This window comes from Paenibacillus sp. FSL K6-1122, from assembly GCF_037977015.1.
Classification (GTDB): domain Bacteria; phylum Bacillota; class Bacilli; order Paenibacillales; family Paenibacillaceae; genus Paenibacillus; species Paenibacillus amylolyticus.
Genome location: NZ_CP150272.1, coordinates 3,723,651 through 3,738,681, shown reverse-complemented (window position 1 = coordinate 3,738,681; position 15,031 = coordinate 3,723,651). Strand labels below are relative to the sequence as shown.

At 42.2% G+C, this 15,031-nt stretch carries 16 protein-coding genes; 4 read left to right on the top strand and 12 right to left on the bottom strand.

What is annotated here, in order from left to right:
• Window positions 1–53 precede the first annotated feature (53 nt).
• From cls to NSQ20_RS16950, 4 genes are all read right to left on the bottom strand, one after another.
• A complete protein-coding gene (gene cls / locus NSQ20_RS16965) occupies window positions 54–1,493 on the bottom strand; it encodes a cardiolipin synthase (RefSeq protein ID WP_282321342.1) in 1,440 nt (479 codons plus the stop codon).
• A gap of 211 nt (window positions 1,494–1,704) precedes the next feature.
• Window positions 1,705–2,049: an S-Ena type endospore appendage gene (locus NSQ20_RS16960; RefSeq protein ID WP_339199872.1), complete on the bottom strand. Its 345-nt coding sequence runs from the start codon at window positions 2,047–2,049 to the stop codon at window positions 1,705–1,707.
• Window positions 2,050–2,133: 84 nt separating this feature from the next.
• Window positions 2,134–2,481: an S-Ena type endospore appendage gene (locus NSQ20_RS16955; protein WP_076327543.1), complete on the bottom strand. Its 348-nt coding sequence runs from the start codon at window positions 2,479–2,481 to the stop codon at window positions 2,134–2,136.
• A 177-nt stretch (window positions 2,482–2,658) separates the two neighbouring features.
• Window positions 2,659–3,138 (bottom strand): GyrI-like domain-containing protein, encoded by a 480-nt coding sequence (locus tag NSQ20_RS16950; RefSeq protein ID WP_127548714.1) that lies wholly within the window; start codon window positions 3,136–3,138, stop codon window positions 2,659–2,661.
• Window positions 3,139–3,243: 105 nt separating this feature from the next.
• On the opposite strand from NSQ20_RS16950, the gene NSQ20_RS16945 reads away from it, so the two are divergent.
• Window positions 3,244–4,218 carry an HTH domain-containing protein gene (locus tag NSQ20_RS16945; protein WP_340030392.1) on the top strand — a complete coding sequence of 325 codons (975 nt, stop codon included), beginning with the start codon at window positions 3,244–3,246 and terminating at the stop codon, window positions 4,216–4,218.
• A gap of 167 nt (window positions 4,219–4,385) precedes the next feature.
• On the opposite strand, the gene NSQ20_RS16940 is transcribed toward NSQ20_RS16945, so the two are convergent.
• The 6 genes from NSQ20_RS16940 to NSQ20_RS16915 all read right to left on the bottom strand — a co-directional run bounded on the left by NSQ20_RS16940 (window position 4,386) and on the right by NSQ20_RS16915 (window position 10,984).
• The gene (locus tag NSQ20_RS16940; protein ID WP_036615585.1) at window positions 4,386–5,615 is read right to left on the bottom strand and encodes a multidrug effflux MFS transporter; all 1,230 of its coding nucleotides are present in this window, start codon (window positions 5,613–5,615) and stop codon (window positions 4,386–4,388) included.
• Window positions 5,616–5,753: 138 nt separating this feature from the next.
• Entirely contained in the window at window positions 5,754–6,974 is a 1,221-nt protein-coding gene (locus NSQ20_RS16935) for a macrolide family glycosyltransferase (RefSeq protein ID WP_340030391.1), read from the bottom strand.
• A 70-nt stretch (window positions 6,975–7,044) separates the two neighbouring features.
• A complete protein-coding gene (locus NSQ20_RS16930) occupies window positions 7,045–8,409 on the bottom strand; it encodes an MFS transporter (RefSeq protein WP_076327547.1) in 1,365 nt (454 codons plus the stop codon).
• 196 nt (window positions 8,410–8,605) lie between these two features.
• Window positions 8,606–8,893, bottom strand: a complete 288-nt coding sequence (locus tag NSQ20_RS16925) for a hypothetical protein (RefSeq protein ID WP_076327548.1) — start codon at window positions 8,891–8,893, stop codon at window positions 8,606–8,608.
• A gap of 23 nt (window positions 8,894–8,916) precedes the next feature.
• Window positions 8,917–9,276 carry an iron-sulfur cluster assembly accessory protein gene (locus NSQ20_RS16920; protein WP_017688344.1) on the bottom strand — a complete coding sequence of 120 codons (360 nt, stop codon included), beginning with the start codon at window positions 9,274–9,276 and terminating at the stop codon, window positions 8,917–8,919.
• 349 nt (window positions 9,277–9,625) lie between these two features.
• Window positions 9,626–10,984, bottom strand: a complete 1,359-nt coding sequence (locus NSQ20_RS16915) for an MFS transporter (protein WP_340030390.1) — start codon at window positions 10,982–10,984, stop codon at window positions 9,626–9,628.
• Window positions 10,985–11,149: 165 nt separating this feature from the next.
• On the opposite strand from NSQ20_RS16915, the gene NSQ20_RS16910 reads away from it, so the two are divergent.
• Window positions 11,150–11,809 (top strand): metalloregulator ArsR/SmtB family transcription factor, encoded by a 660-nt coding sequence (locus NSQ20_RS16910; RefSeq protein ID WP_036671328.1) that lies wholly within the window; start codon window positions 11,150–11,152, stop codon window positions 11,807–11,809.
• A 200-nt stretch (window positions 11,810–12,009) separates the two neighbouring features.
• Window positions 12,010–12,411 carry an extradiol dioxygenase gene (locus NSQ20_RS16905; RefSeq protein ID WP_307536333.1) on the top strand — a complete coding sequence of 134 codons (402 nt, stop codon included), beginning with the start codon at window positions 12,010–12,012 and terminating at the stop codon, window positions 12,409–12,411.
• 29 nt (window positions 12,412–12,440) lie between these two features.
• Here the strand turns inward: NSQ20_RS16905 and NSQ20_RS16900 are convergent, their stop codons facing one another.
• Both NSQ20_RS16900 and NSQ20_RS16895 read right to left on the bottom strand, forming a co-directional pair.
• Window positions 12,441–13,619 (bottom strand): MFS transporter, encoded by a 1,179-nt coding sequence (locus NSQ20_RS16900; RefSeq protein ID WP_076317832.1) that lies wholly within the window; start codon window positions 13,617–13,619, stop codon window positions 12,441–12,443.
• Window positions 13,609–13,977, bottom strand: a complete 369-nt coding sequence (locus tag NSQ20_RS16895) for an SDR family NAD(P)-dependent oxidoreductase (RefSeq protein ID WP_340030388.1) — start codon at window positions 13,975–13,977, stop codon at window positions 13,609–13,611. The genes NSQ20_RS16900 and NSQ20_RS16895 overlap by 11 nt, the downstream gene beginning before the upstream one ends.
• Window positions 13,978–14,116: 139 nt before the next feature.
• Here NSQ20_RS16895 and NSQ20_RS16890 point away from each other — a divergent pair, with 139 nt between their 5' ends.
• Window positions 14,117–15,004 carry a LysR family transcriptional regulator gene (locus NSQ20_RS16890; RefSeq protein WP_036615607.1) on the top strand — a complete coding sequence of 296 codons (888 nt, stop codon included), beginning with the start codon at window positions 14,117–14,119 and terminating at the stop codon, window positions 15,002–15,004.
• Window positions 15,005–15,031: the final 27 nt, after the last annotated feature.

Genomic DNA, 15,031 nt, shown 5'->3' with positions numbered 1-15,031 from the left:
AGTGAAAAGCTTTATCGTGCCTGGTTGAGTATAACATCGGCAGTGAAGCTGACCTATAAAATAGGTGAAAGAAGACGTGATATTCCTTCTTTAAATTTTATAATAAGGGACCTATTTCTATAACGATCAGAAGTAAGTTCTGTACTTAACTGGCTATCTTGATGAAACAATTCTTGAAGTTGTTTCGCAACTCGCTCGTCATATACAATTGCATTCACCTCAAAATTCAACCTAAAGCTCCGGGAATCAATATTCATCGTCCCTACTGAAGCGACTTCTTCGTCTACTACAATGGTCTTTGCGTGTAAGAATCCATTATCATACAACAGAATCTTGGCTCCATAGTCCAATAATTCACCAGCATACGCCCAAGTCGCCCAATATACAAACGGGTGATCGGGCTTATTGGGAATCATAATGCGCAGATCCACCCCGGATAGCAGTGCGATTTTACATGCATCCATAAAAGTGCTGTCAGGAATAAAGTAAGGCGTTTGAATATACACACTCTTTTTGGCATTTACTATAAGCTTGATGTACATATTCTTCAGGTGTTCCACCTGTGAGTTAGGACCACTAGACACAATCTGAACTGGACTTGAACCATCAAGCCTTGCTGTGTTGAAGGAGTATTGTTCGTAACTTACTTGATCGGATTTGCTGGCGTGTTTCCAATCCAAAATAAACCTGCCTTGAATATGATTAACGGCATCTCCGTGCATTTTAAAATGTGTATCACGCCAGTATCCAAACTTTTTATCCATGCCTAGATACTCATTTCCCAGATTAAATCCGCCAATATAAGCAATCTCCCCATCAATAATACAAAGTTTTCGATGATTTCGATTATTCATACGGAAATTTAATGGCCTAATCAGTGACGGGAAAAAGACCTCTACTTCTCCACCGGCAGAGATCAGTTCTCTGAAAAACTTCAATGAAAGTTTCTTTGAACCAATTTCGTCATAGAGAACTCGCACTTTTACGCCTTCTTTAGCTTTTATAGTTAATTCATCTCGTAATTTCTTCCCTAAGGAATCCGGTTGAATAATGTAATATTGGATGTTAATCTCTTTCTTGGCTTCCTTGATATCAGCAAATAATGAATCAAATTTCTCTTGTCCATCATCGAAGATGAATATCTCATTGTCATTGGTTAGGATTGCATTGGATGAAGTGAGATTCAATTGAATCAGGTCAGCATATTTCATGAGCAGTGGGTTGTTTTCCTTACGTTGTTCCTTCAATGTCACTAACTGGTTCTCGACAATTAACTTTAGAGAGTTTCTCTCTTCAGCTGAGAGTCCGTAGAAATTTTTCTTTTTGAGGTTACGTCCCAGAAAGAGATAAACGATAAAACCTAAAATAGGAATGAAGTAAAATATCATGAGCCAGGCCCAAGTATAACCAATGTCTCTCCTTTCAAAAAACAAAAATACCGCTGAGAGTAATATGTTTATAATCATAACGAGCGAAAGTATCAGCGTGACCATACTGCTATATCTCCTGCCTTCCATTGACTTTATGTAAATAATAAAAAATGCTTATTACTTAGCTATTCTCGAATGAAGCCGTCATCCCAAAGAATATGATAACATACTTGAGGAATACTAAATCTATTAAATGATAATCACTAGACATTGAACTAAAAAAGAATCCACTTCCTATAAAAGAAGGGATTCTTTCACATTGAATATCCTATACTTAGAATCTGTAATTCAAAGAGAACGCAATTTTGATACTTGTTGTTCCCGCACCGGCTCCAATGAGACTTATAGAATTAATTGTTGGTGCAGTATAAGATCTACTGCTACCTGGGGCTACGACAAAACCAGGAATTTGAACACCGTCAATAAGCAAAGCAGCGGTGGGTGAAGCCCCCACTCCGTTATTCTCAATTAGAATAGTTCCGTTTATCAGAAACGTTGAGGAATTTTCGTATATAATTGTTGGTGTCCCTCCCGTATCTGACAAATTTATCGTAGTACATACGGCATCGTTCACCACCGCTGGAGAAACCGTATTATTACAATTACCAATTTGAGCCATTTGTGAACCTCCTTAAAAATGCTCTTTCTATAAATATATGTGGGGAGATAGTAGTGGTTCGGGCTATTCCAACTTTGTTTCCATTTATTCCTCATCCTCTTCTTCATTTAGAACTTGATAGTATATATCTATTCCAAATGTGCCGCTTGCAATATTGTTTAAGCTCTTTTCAATCTCCACTTCAATATGATGCATTCCGGCACAGCTAAAAGCACAGGTGTTACCCGGTAGAACAGGAAGCGAACACGTTCCTTCATTATGTATTATGTTCAAAAAGACAGATGAATTACTTTGTTTATGATTATAAATACTTACTGTACCATGTACTTTTAAGGTTGAAGATGCTGACCACAGGGTTAAAACCTCTGTTATGGTTGCTGAATTTATATGGAACTCCCCACAAATGGTTGTTTCAGCGAGACGAGTATTCACTCAGACTGCTCCCTTCCATAATTCTTCCTTTCACCTATTTTATTAGTGATCTGCTGTTTTCATGTATGATTATGCTCCTAATGAACAACAAAAAAACCGCTACATTAGCGGCTTTTAATAGTACTATGTTCGTGACTTTAAACGATATACGACCGACTATCCAATCTCCCCTGCTCGTTAGTTCCTTACAACAGGAATCCACATTTCACCATATACCAAACCGTTTTTCTCTCCCATTTCAACTGTTGTATTTGGACCGCCAACATAGGCATAATCTTTTTCTACGGGGAGGGCTTGACCAAAGGCAATGCCAGTAAGCATATTATTGAGCGCATCAGCCGTTTCAGCTTCGCCCTTCACAACCAGGTATTCTCCCTTAGGAAATTGGATTACTCTCGTTGCTTCTGGCAAAGTTTCTGCTGTCATGACACCAGCATAATGCATCATCTGGTTATTCACTGCTTCGTTTACAGCAAAAATGTAGTCGTTTGTTGCCAGAGACTTTAGTTTGTCCAGGCTTCCATCCTCTTTCACCGTGGACCAAAAATCCGCCTTCTCCTTGCTGATGCCAACATAGTCTGTATAGTCGCTCTTAAGATCCGTTCCAATACCTAACACGATAAAGCTCTCTTTTTCTTCAAAATGATAATTACTCATGATTTACACCGTCCTCTTTGAATTTTCAATTGATTTGTGTTTTCACTTGATAGGTTTATAATAACCTTAAATCATGTCAGAATATGATACTGTTTAGGGGGCCCAATGAAAAAAGTTGAACGCATTAATACCATCACGCGGTATATCAATAACCGTGCACACTTCACCATCTCTGAAATCATGCGAGAATTTAATATTTCTCGTTCAACAGCCATTCGAGATATCAGAGAAATTGAAGCCATGGGAATGCCACTTGTCGCTGAAGTTGGGCGGGACGGGGGTTATTTTGTCATGAACAACTCCCTCCTGCCCACGGTACGGTTTACCGATAATGAAATCAAAGCGTTATTCATTGCTTTTATGGCGACAAGAAATCAACAGCTTCCTTATCTAAAGAGTCGTCAATCTTTAACTGAAAAATTATTGGGCCTTATCTCAGAAAACCAGCAAGATGACCTTGTACATTTGAATCAAATATTGCTTTTTGAAGGGACCAATCCCCATAATCCAGACTTGCTTGATCTATCAGACCTGCCTCACCCTACCTTGGAAAAACTCATCCAAATTCTTCTTATAGAACGTTATTTGTTAGTTACTGTCCAAGAAGAGAAGAAAACAAAGTCCTATCCCATCGTTCTCTTGCACCTTCATCATCAAAAAGGCCATTGGATCATTGAAGGTTTTGACCTGGAGGAAGAAAAAAGACGAATCGTATCCGTTGACAACCTCATCCATGTCGAAGCATACCCGGCGAAAAAAAGACTGAGTACAAAAAAGATTGTAGAACAACTCAAACGAAATACGCAGGAAGAAGTTATCAACCTTGTCCTGGAACTTGGCCCAAAGGCGATTGCGCAATTCAAAAAATACCATCCTTTAAAGTTTTCAATTGCCTATACGAATCCATACCAGACTACGGCTCTCCTAAAGGCATTTATGAATGTTCATAACTCAGAAGAGTTAACCGAAATCACCAATTGGTTGCTTTTTCTAGGAGAAGATATCAAGGTGAAGGAAATTCCGAAAGAAGCCCTGAATGCTGTACAAGATAGATTAAGCTTATATCAAATGAAGCAGTGAGCAGCCCCCTCCTACCTAGCCTCTCCATTATCTAACAATGCCTTACCTGAATTCAGGCTGAGGGTTCAGTACGGAAAACCAAAAAAAAGCCGCTATTGCAGCGACTTGTGATGGAATCATATTCATTCATGTCTCACGCCAATGCTTGGCGAGCTGTTCCTTCTATACTAGAAGTCAGCATTAGACTGGGCATGATTAGGTGTATGCTGCGGGACGTTTTTAACGAGTAGGAAATAAGTAACAATCGCAATGATACTGGTCATTAATAAAGTGAGTCCTAACGGGACGGCAGTGTCCTCACCCGCGATGCCGACCAGAGGAGCAACCAGTGCACCCAGAAGAAAAGGAACAACGCCGAGCAGTGCTGCTGCACTGCCGGCCATCTTAGCTTGACTCTCCATGGCAAGTGGGAATGCCGCTGTAGACGTAATGCCGATCGAGCATACGAAGAAGAACAATGGAATCACCAATGCGAAAAGTGGACCATGAGCCAGGGTTACGACCAAAGCAGCCACACTTGCTATTATAGCAAGCCATAGACCAGATAATAGTAGCGTCTGCTCAGGGATACGTTTGGCCAATCGACCCACGATTTGAGATCCGATGATCAAGCTGATGCCGTTTGAAGCAAATAATATAGCAAATACTGTGGGTGTAACTCCATATATATTTTGGTAAATGAATGGGGTTCCGGCCACATAAGCAAAGACCCCTGCCGTCATGATTCCCTGTGCCAGCATGTAACCAACAAACTTGCGGTCACGAAGAAGCATTCTGTAATTACCCAATTGCTGTTTGAAGTCAGGAACTATACGTCTTTCGACGGGGTGTGTTTCTTTTAAGCTCCACTTTGTCATGATTAATAAGAAAATTCCCAAGAATGAAAGGCAGATAAACACGCCAATCCAGGTTGTGAATGAAAGAACCCCACTTCCCGCGATGGGTGCTGCCAAAGGCCCCAAATTCCCTACAAGCAAAAGCAAAGAGAAAAATTTAGTGAGTTCATGTCCACTATACAGATCTCTAGCTATCGCACGGGAAATGACAATTCCAGCTGAAGCCGCAAATCCTTGCGTGAAACGAAACAAAATCAATAGTCCGATATTCGGAGCAAAAGCACATGCCAAGGAACAAATAATGTAGGCTGCCATACAGATCAACAATGGTCTACGTCTACCGTACGCGTCACTCAAAGGACCCATAACGAGTTGTCCTACACCCAGTCCTAATAAACAAGCAGTAAGGCTAAATTGTACAAGTGATGCCGTTGTATTCATATTTTGTGCAATCTCCGGAAAAGCCGGTAAATACATATCAATCGTAAATGGACCTAATGTAGAAAATAAACCTAGTAGTATTGCCAGTCCAAAAACATTCCAATTCGTGCTCTTCGCCATAATAAATAAAATCTCCAATTCCTTATATAATTTGCAAGCCTAATCGAGTATAAGACATAGAGTTAACTGTAGGTCAAGTCTTAAGACTATTAAAACCAAAAAAAGCCGCTTATTAAGCGACTTTGAATGGAAAACCATTTAAATTGTGTAACTCCCCCGGCCTGAACCCATATGACTCATGATCATTTCGGCAGCTCGCTTGTAACCGCCTGCCTGCCTTAAAGATTCACCAATGAGGTAAGCCTGCCGTCTATAAAGTGAATTGTGTAGTACTTCTGTTAATGCCTCTCTCAAATCAGTTGCATTGAGGTTATGTTTATTTAAAGTAATACCCGCGCCCAACTCCTGTACCCGATTGGCGACAAGAGGCTGATCCGATGTTAATGGAATCATCACCATCGGAACGTTGTAATATAACGCCTCACTTGTGCTGTTCATTCCAGCATGTGTAATAAAAACATCGGTATGCTGCAGCATGTCCAACTGGGCAATGTATGGCTTGACGATAAAATTAGGAGGTATTTGATCATCCAGCGGCTCCATATCCGTGTATTTTCCTGAAGATAAAACAACATTCACGGGTAGATCCCCTAATGCTTCAAAACAAAGCTGATAGAAATCCAAATTTTTATTTAAAATCGTACCCATAGCAATGTACACGGTTTGCGGGTACCGTTCACGAAGCACCTCAAACGAGAAGGTCGGAGCATCTTGACGTGTTATGATCGAAGGACCCGTGAAAATAAAACGATCATCCAGCTTTTCTGCCTGCGGCTGAAAATAACGGCTGGTGTACACGAGCTTTAACTGACCTACATGTGCCGGAATCTCTTCCATGGCTGGAATACTCACTTGAAGCTCTTCAGCTAACTTCGTTGTGATCTTCATCGTAGCCTCATAAAGCTCCTTCGTCTCCGTCTCATTCAGAACTGAGCTAGACCCCAGAGGCTCCACAAAAGCAAAGGACGCAATCGAGCACACCGCAGGAATTCCCAGTTTTTCTGCAAGAATAGTCCCTCCCCATCCCATCAGGGAATCAAAGATCATATAATCAAACTTTTGATCCTCGATAACCTGTAGCACATTGGGGATGATCCTCCGAATAATACTTACCATCATATAAATGAACTGATACGGATGCTTGTATTCCTGGGGTTTCAACACCGGATCATGAGAGAAGGCATCTTGTGGAAACGGATAGGTAATGATCTGGGCACCGGTTTGTTCAATTCGGGAACGGTACTCCTCCGTGCACACATAGATGACTTCCTCACCATTGTCTATCAACTGAGTAACTAATCCTAATGATGGATTCACATGTCCTTCAGCTGGAGTAATGACTACTAATACACGTGCCATCTTACCCACCTCCCAATGCAATTAGTCCCCCCGTTCTTCGTGATGTATTTAACGACGCGGTCGTCATCCGTTACATGGAGATGTTGTCCTTCACTTGGTTGATTGGATGATGTTCTTGATGAACGAGTTTGGTAATTCGTAGTGATGCTAAGAAACTTAACAAGACCCATAATAATTGCAGTGTTAACACGATCAAAACACCTGTCGATATGCCCCACTGTAACGTTTCGGACAAGGCAATCAGAGCGCCACCAACGCCAATGCTTACGCCCATATAGAAGGAATCCACAAATTGCAGATTCGCAGACATTTCTCCCTCTTTCCTGGGCAAGGCATGTTGTAAAGCAATGGCTGCTGTTGTAGGGTTGGCCAATCCAACACCGAACCCTGTAATCATTTGTGAGAGAAGGATGAGTATAATCCCGCCGTCCGTCAAAATAAGAGCCAGGATCACAAGTGCAGTTCCAACGATCATAATCCCAATGCCCGTCATGACCCTACCCTTTCGGGCACGACCTTGATCTCGTGCATCAAGCTTGGCTTGTAACCACGCTGCGGCGGACCAGCTCAGAGAACCTGCTGCTACGATGAGGCCAGCAAGGTCAGCTGATAACCCCTTCACTTCGGTTAGCGCCAAGATCACAAAACTTTCCGTTGTAAAATAACAAGCAACATATAGCCCTCTCGATACCAAAGTAGCAGGCAATCCTTTTTTTACCGAAAAAGTCCCTACTGGCAGCAATTTACGCATTGGTTGGATCATGATGACTAATCCAGCCAAAGTGAGTACTATGCCTTTCCAATCGGTTATCATACCAAGTCCTGTGAGTAACAGCCCCGTTCCAACCGCAAGCAGAATCGCATACATAATCTTTGAGTCAGTTGCTCGCGCTGGACCTGACAGATCTTGCTGAAGCTGCAAATTACGGAAAGAACGGAATGTGAGACTCAACGCTATTCCAATCAACGGTAAAACGATCCAGAAAACATATCGCCACGAGATGTAGGAAGCAATAAGGCCTGCTGCATAAGGTCCGATTAAGGTTGGTAGGACAAATGCCATAGAGAATGCGGCCAGGATTTGAGTACGAAGTGTATCTGGATAATGTAACGTCACACAGGTATAAACGCATGTGATCAGGGCCCCTGCTCCAAAACCTTGAAGGGCTCTTCCGGCAATAAGCATGTGCATATCGAAAGAAATAGCGGAGACCACAGTTCCTAATACAAAAACACTAAAAGATATCAGCATAGATGTAAAAACACCGCGCTTGTCAATCTGCTGACCCATAACCAAAGTTCCAATAAGCTGAGATAACAAAAATGCGCTGAAGATCCAACCGTATAAATGAATGCCATCTAAACTTTGTGCCATTTTCGCGGCAATCGTTGTGATAGCCAGTCCTTCAAAAGCTACGGTTGCCAGAACCAGCATAATCCCAATTGTAGGCGCCCTGTACTGAGCATCAAAAATCCCAATCTGATTGTTGTTTGTCTTCTACACCTCCATAATTTGATGGATATTATGGTAAAATAAACCTTTTTACTTCCTGAATATACATGAAGTGTTATACTTTGTAAAGTTAAATGTTTAAAAAGTAAGATTATGGTCTAGAATAGGTGCCCCATGTTCAATAGGAGATTTTGCTTGAAAATATGCCATCTTCATTACAGTCAATTTGGAGAAGTTCATCCTCCAGGATCCAGGCATCTGTTTTTTCAACAAAGAAATGAAATCCTCCAATGGATTGAACCAAAGCGGGATCGACCGGTGTAGCACTCGCATTTATGCCAATTGTAAAAGCATCGGAGCCTCCTCCGACATATTTTGCGTAAATCCTTACATATTGGTCCTCTTCTAATTCCCATTCATTCTTAAATGAATCGATTGCTTGGTCAGATATTACAAATGAGATCATTGCTCTGCACTCCTTCCTTCAGTTCAGTCACATTTTTTCACTTCGCCACGATAATTGGCCATTCTGAAACTGGCCCCGCATCCACACGAAACTTTGGCATTTGGATTATTCATGGTGAATCCGCCTAACATTCCGCTCTCTTCATAGTCAATCTCAAGACCATCAATATATGGAATACTGTTCGCGTGAACCAATATCTTAAATTGCTTTTTATTTAACACAATGTCTTCTTCTGCCTGCTGTTCATCCACGATAAGGGTATAAGATAAACCACTGCATCCCCCTTCATCAACGCCTACTCTAAGAAAGGCATTTTGGATATCCGCACTTGATAAGATCTCAACGATTTTGTCCGATGCTGTATCACTGACCTCAATGATCATCTTTATTCCTCCCGGTGGTATCATTTTGAAATTCGGTATCCCAGTCCATTAGACAGGGTATGAATGCTGCAAGAGCAGCTCCTTTTGGCGTAAGTTCATAAATAATTTGTGTAGGGCGTGTCCGTATTGTTCTTTTGACCAAATGATCATGTTGAAGACCCTTTAAACGTCTGGAGAGGATCATTTCGGAAATGGAAGGAATGTTATCGAATATTTCACCAAATCTCTTCGGGCCTTGAGACAGAGCACATAAAATATGGATCGTCCATTTCGTTCCGATGATGCGATAAGCTGTAAATAGTTTATTCGGATCCTCAGTGAGCAATGGTCTGTACACCCACTTCCTTATTCATCTTCGTGGTGAGATCCGAGTGCTGGCAATGATACTCGTGACGATCAACAAGAGATGGAAACCCATGGCTACAATTAAGCCGGATTGAAGTGACATACCGCCAGCCTGACACACGACAAGAATGGAACCACCAATGCCGATCACTACACCAGGTGTAAAAGAATCTGCAAATTGCAGATTTGCCGAGGTTTGGCCCACGCCTTCTTCCCCCGTTTGGGAAAATGCGACAACACCACTAATTGGATGCGCCAATCCAATACCAACTCCTGCAATGATCTGACCAATAACTGCAATGGTAACGGTCACAACAGGTACCCAAAATACGATGGCAATCCCTATGGCAAGTAACAATACGCCAAGAATAATTCTCATATGACGTCCACTGCCCTGATCTGCCGCATCCCACCGTCCTTGCAGATACGCAATGATACACCAACTTAATGCAGCACTCGCCACAATTAATCCGGCCTGAGAAGGTGTAATTCCTTTCACATCGATTAGAGCCAATACCAGGAAATTCTGTGTACTAGTATAGGCAGCGAAGAACAATCCACGTGTCGCCAAAATAGCTGGCATTCCTCTGCGCAACGTAAGTGTTCCCTTCGGTAGCAATTTACGGAGAGGAAATATCATCAATACGAAGCCAATTATGACTAAAACAAATCCCATAATGCTCGGAAGCCTACTTAGACCAACCAGGAAAATCCCTGTACCCAACGTTAAGAGTAACGCCATCCAAGTGGATGAAGATCCGGTATCCCCTCCCGTCTTCTGCACTTTCAATTTCCTAAAGGCAGGTAAACTAAGCAATGCTGAAACCACCAGCACAGGTAAGATCCCCCAGAAAACAAAGCGCCAGGACCACTGATCTGCGATAACTCCTGCTACATATGGACCGAGCATGGACGGAAGAACATAGGCAGTACCAAATGCTCCAAGAATTTTGGCACGTAACTCATCCGGGTAACTTAACGATATAGCTGTATACACACAAGTCATCATAGCTCCGGCACCCAAACCCTGTAGAGCCCGTGATCCTATCATGGTATACATGTCGCCTGCGGTTGCGGCAGCGATCAGCCCTAGGATAAACAACAGAAGTGCAAAAGTGAACGGTGCTGCAGGTCCTCTTTTATCAATGATTCGACCGACGACCAGCGTTCCGATAATCTGCGCAAGCAGATAGGTACTGAATATCCATCCGAACAGGCTAAGGCCGTTCAAGTCTCCAGCAATTGAAGGAGCAATGGTGGTGACGGATAAACCTTCGAATCCAACGGCCATCACTGACAAAATAATCCCTATGGTTAGTGCAAAATAACGCGGGCTGAAAATACTTTGATGATTAGACGACATGAAATGTGACCTCCAAGAAAATTGGTATGTATACATCGTATCCGGATACTTAGTAAACATTTTTGTTTATAATGTCTAAGCTACAGTTCGGCTTTGACTTTGTCAACATTTTTGTTTAAAATGTAGTTAGTCATGTAGATTCAGTTCGTCACAAGGAGGTGCACCATGAGCGGAAATCAAACTAAAAAGGATGTCTCGACCAGTACCCGGAGAGCAATTATCAATCTGTTAAAAGAGCGCGGGGGAATGGATGTTGTCACTCTCTCCTCTCAGTTTTCGTTATCCGGAATGGCTATTCGTCAACATCTGAATGCGCTAAAAGGAGAAGGATTGGTCACCACTGTGGAAGAGGCCCGTCCCATGGGTCGTCCCACCAAGTTATGGATATTAACTCCCGCGGCTAATCGTTTTTTTCCAAGTGGATATTCGGATCTATCCGTCAGCCTCATCAATTCGATGAAAGAGGCTTTTGGTACTGAAGGGCTGGACAAGCTGCTGGATGTTCGAAATAAAAATATGCAAGAACAATATCTTCAGCATCTTGGCGATTCATCAGGAGTTAGAGAGAGATTGGAGAAATTGGCCGAAATTCGCACCAATGAAGGTTATATGGCCGAGGTTAAGGAGCAGGATGATGGTAGTCTCTTATTCATTGAGAAGCATTGTCCGATCTGTGAAGCGGCCGCGGTATGTACCGGGTTATGCAAGAATGAGTTACATTTATTCAAAACAGTTCTAGGCGATAATGTTCATATTGAACGGGGAGAATACATTCTAGCCGGAGGAAGAAACTGCGTATACACCGTTAGACATAATAAGCCATGACCAAAAGAGCAACCTCATTGGAGATTGCTCTTTTGGTTTGGGTTTTGAACTGATTAGAAAGATGCAGATTTCTTTAAATCATCCTTCATTATATTAGTTATTTCTAACTCTTACATAATCGTATGTACACGATTATGTAATTTTGAATTGAGGTAGAGTATAGTAAGAGTGTTGAAAATATACTCTAGGAGGCTACAGCCATGTCACAAAAAATCTGGATGAACCTTCCAGTGAAAGATGTTGTGAAATCCACTACCTTTTTCAATGAGATTGGATTCCATGGGGAGAATGTTGGCAGCGAGAGAGCCCAGCTTGTCATAGGCTCAACAACGATTCTTCTGTTTCCGGATGCAACATTTGAGAAATTTACAGGTGCCAAAACCGCAGATACTTCCCATAGCGCAGAAGTGATATTTTCCATTGGTGCTGACAGCAGAGAAGAAGTTGATGCTTTTATTAAAAAAGTCGAGTTAGCTGGAGGAACCATCTTTGGCAAGCCGGGTGAAATAGACGGCTGGATGTACGGCGCGGGATTTGCCGACCTGGACGGTCACCGCTGGAACTTGTTGTATATGGATGAGAGCAAAATGCCGAAACGGTAATGTATAACGGCTATCACTACATCCGCCTCTTATCCTTCAACTTTGGAGCCCTCGAATCGGCCAGTCATGGAGATTCTGAAGTAATTCGTTACAATACTAAAGATAAGGAACACGATTCCTCCAACTACAATATATTGTGTACTTATTCCAGTTACGATTAGTCCACATACACTAGCACCAAGTGTTGTTCCCAGGTTGGAAGAGGTTAGAAAGATCCCATTCGACAATTCGGGTGCCTCTGGTGCTGCCGATACCACCCAATATTGAGTGATATTGCCTCCTATGCCTCCTATGATCCCCCAGATGAAAATAAGGAAGGCTGTTGGCACACTAAATTGTCCGAAGGTGAACAACAAGATGTATACCGTTATTAATGCAATGGGATACATCTTGATCGTTCTTAAAGGGAAATTAGCGAGCAGTTTCCCTGCTATCATGTTCCCAACCATATTGGCCAAGCCATATAGAAATAACAACACACTGACGGTGTTCCAGTCATATCTTGTCACGGTTTTCAGAAACTCGGCAAGGTAACTATAGACCCCAAATACAGCTCCGTTCATGAAAATCACGCCAGCAATGGATAGCCACATCACGGATCTTCTCAATACATACAGATGAGTACCCATAGAGATTCTTTTCGTAACTGGCATTGAGGGCACAAAAAGAAGTGTTGCTACAAATGCAACGATCGTTACGGCGGCAAAGAACAACATCGCATAGAACAACGATGTGCTGGTGGCAATCAAGCTCGAAAGGGGTACTCCAAGTACCATCCCTGCCGACACGCCTACAAATACTTTAGCCACTGCCTTCGGCGCTTCTTCCTTGGGGACTGACGCCGCTGCGACCGTAAATGCCAATGAGCAATAGACCGGATGGAAAAAAGCCGGAACGACACGTGCAATGACCAATACCGTAAAGTTTGATGTGATGGCGGAGACCAGGCTGCCCACAATAAAAATGCCAAGTACAAACAACATGACATGCTTGCGGTTCATGCCCGAAAATAATAAGGGCAAAATGGGGCCAGATATAGCAACCGCAAGCGCAAAAAGACTCACGATCAAACCAGCGGTTGAGATACTGACCTCGTAATGTTCTGCAATCAAAGGCAAGATTCCGATTACGCCCATCTCCGTATTTAAAATACTGAATACACCAAAGGTCAGAATGAATACAAGCAGTTGATTTCGTTTAGTTGTCATATGCCATGGATTTAGAGAGATCCCGGTAAGCATTGATCTCTAACTGAAGGTTGGCAATTTTCTGCTCTGCAATGTCTATCGCGTCGGCTCCTGCAATGAAGCGTTGCGGCGGTTGGGCCTCGTCAATTGCCGCCTTTACTGCGGCATGTGCATCAGCATTCTCGCAAACATCTAATGGGACAACCATTACATTCTCGGAATCACCAATCGCGCGAACCACTGCATCGGGATTCCGGCCGGTAGCAACAACCTTGTGTCTAGCATTTAAAGCAGCCTTAGCAATAGTTGTGCCCATACCTCGACCAGCGCCAGTGATAAACCATACTTTTGTCTTATCCATATCATTCATTCCTTTCATTTTCTTCTCCAGTTGCCTTGCTTTTTAGTTTAGCGTTTATACACCACATAGCAAATACTCATATCTTATAACAAGTTATGCTTGAAAGGCATTTCTGTAAGGTTTATTGTAGAATATAAAGGATAAAGGAGGAGTTACGATGGAGATTAGAGTATTGCGTTATTTTCTTACGGTCGCCAGAGAAGGAAGTATTACACGCGCTGCTGATTTCTTGCATGTTACGCAGCCCACCTTGTCCAGACAATTGAAAGACCTCGAGCAAGAGTTGGGAAAGAAATTATTTATTCGCAGTAGTTACAGTATTATTCTCACAGATGAAGGTATGCTTTTAAGAAATAGGGCTGAAGAAATTGTGGGTATGGTCGATAAATTAGAGGCAGAATTTGAATCAATGGAAGAAACCATAAGTGGAGATATTTATATAGGCGGTGGAGAAACGGAAGCCATGAAACAGATTGCAAGAGTGGCAAAAGAAGTTCAGAATAAGTATCCCAATATACGCTATCACCTATACAGCGGCAACGAAGATGATGTAACTGAGCGGCTTGACAAGGGACTCCTTGATTTCGGTATTCTAATCCAGCCAGCGGATGTTTCCAAATATAACTATATCAATTTCTCCGACAAGGATGTTTGGGGAGTGGTCATGAGAAAAGAAAGTCCACTCGCCTCCAAAGATACGATTCGATCTACAGACTTATTACATGTTCCACTGATCTGTTCACGACAGTCGATGAAGCAGACATTTTCGAAAAATGAGTTTGCGGATTGGTTTGGTGAAGATTTTGACAAATTAAACGTCGTAACTACATACAATCTTGCATATAATGCTGCCATTATGGTTGAAGAAGGCATTGGTTATGCATTAACACTTGATAAAATAGTGAATACGTCCAGTGAAAGCGATCTTTGTTTCAGACCTCTAGAGCCAAGACTTGAATCTGGGTTAAATATCGTTTGGAAAAAACATCAGGTCTTTTCGACTGCTGCGGATTTGTTTTTAAAAGAAATTCAGGCTAAATTTTAGACTGATAAAGGGATTAACGTTAGTATA

Coding starts and splice junctions, on each gene's coding strand:
- NSQ20_RS16950 (WP_127548714.1), bottom strand. CDS start 3,138: ATGAGTAATTATCATTTTGAAGAAAAAGAGAGCTTTATCGTGTTAGGT.
- NSQ20_RS16920 (WP_017688344.1), bottom strand. CDS start 9,276: ATGATCATTGAGGTCAGTGATACAGCATCGGACAAAATCGTTGAGATC.
- cls (WP_282321342.1), bottom strand. CDS start 1,493: ATGGTCACGCTGATACTTTCGCTCGTTATGATTATAAACATATTACTC.
- NSQ20_RS16945 (WP_340030392.1), top strand. CDS start 3,244: ATGAAAAAAGTTGAACGCATTAATACCATCACGCGGTATATCAATAAC.
- NSQ20_RS16930 (WP_076327547.1), bottom strand. CDS start 8,409: ATGCTGGTTCTGGCAACCGTAGCTTTTGAAGGACTGGCTATCACAACG.
- NSQ20_RS16960 (WP_339199872.1), bottom strand. CDS start 2,049: ATGGCTCAAATTGGTAATTGTAATAATACGGTTTCTCCAGCGGTGGTG.
- NSQ20_RS16925 (WP_076327548.1), bottom strand. CDS start 8,893: ATGATCTCATTTGTAATATCTGACCAAGCAATCGATTCATTTAAGAAT.
- NSQ20_RS16935 (WP_340030391.1), bottom strand. CDS start 6,974: ATGGCACGTGTATTAGTAGTCATTACTCCAGCTGAAGGACATGTGAAT.
- NSQ20_RS16905 (WP_307536333.1), top strand. CDS start 12,010: ATGTCACAAAAAATCTGGATGAACCTTCCAGTGAAAGATGTTGTGAAA.
- NSQ20_RS16890 (WP_036615607.1), top strand. CDS start 14,117: ATGGAGATTAGAGTATTGCGTTATTTTCTTACGGTCGCCAGAGAAGGA.
- NSQ20_RS16895 (WP_340030388.1), bottom strand. CDS start 13,977: ATGAAAGGAATGAATGATATGGATAAGACAAAAGTATGGTTTATCACT.
- NSQ20_RS16915 (WP_340030390.1), bottom strand. CDS start 10,984: ATGTCGTCTAATCATCAAAGTATTTTCAGCCCGCGTTATTTTGCACTA.
- NSQ20_RS16910 (WP_036671328.1), top strand. CDS start 11,150: ATGAGCGGAAATCAAACTAAAAAGGATGTCTCGACCAGTACCCGGAGA.
- NSQ20_RS16940 (WP_036615585.1), bottom strand. CDS start 5,615: ATGGCGAAGAGCACGAATTGGAATGTTTTTGGACTGGCAATACTACTA.
- NSQ20_RS16900 (WP_076317832.1), bottom strand. CDS start 13,619: ATGACAACTAAACGAAATCAACTGCTTGTATTCATTCTGACCTTTGGT.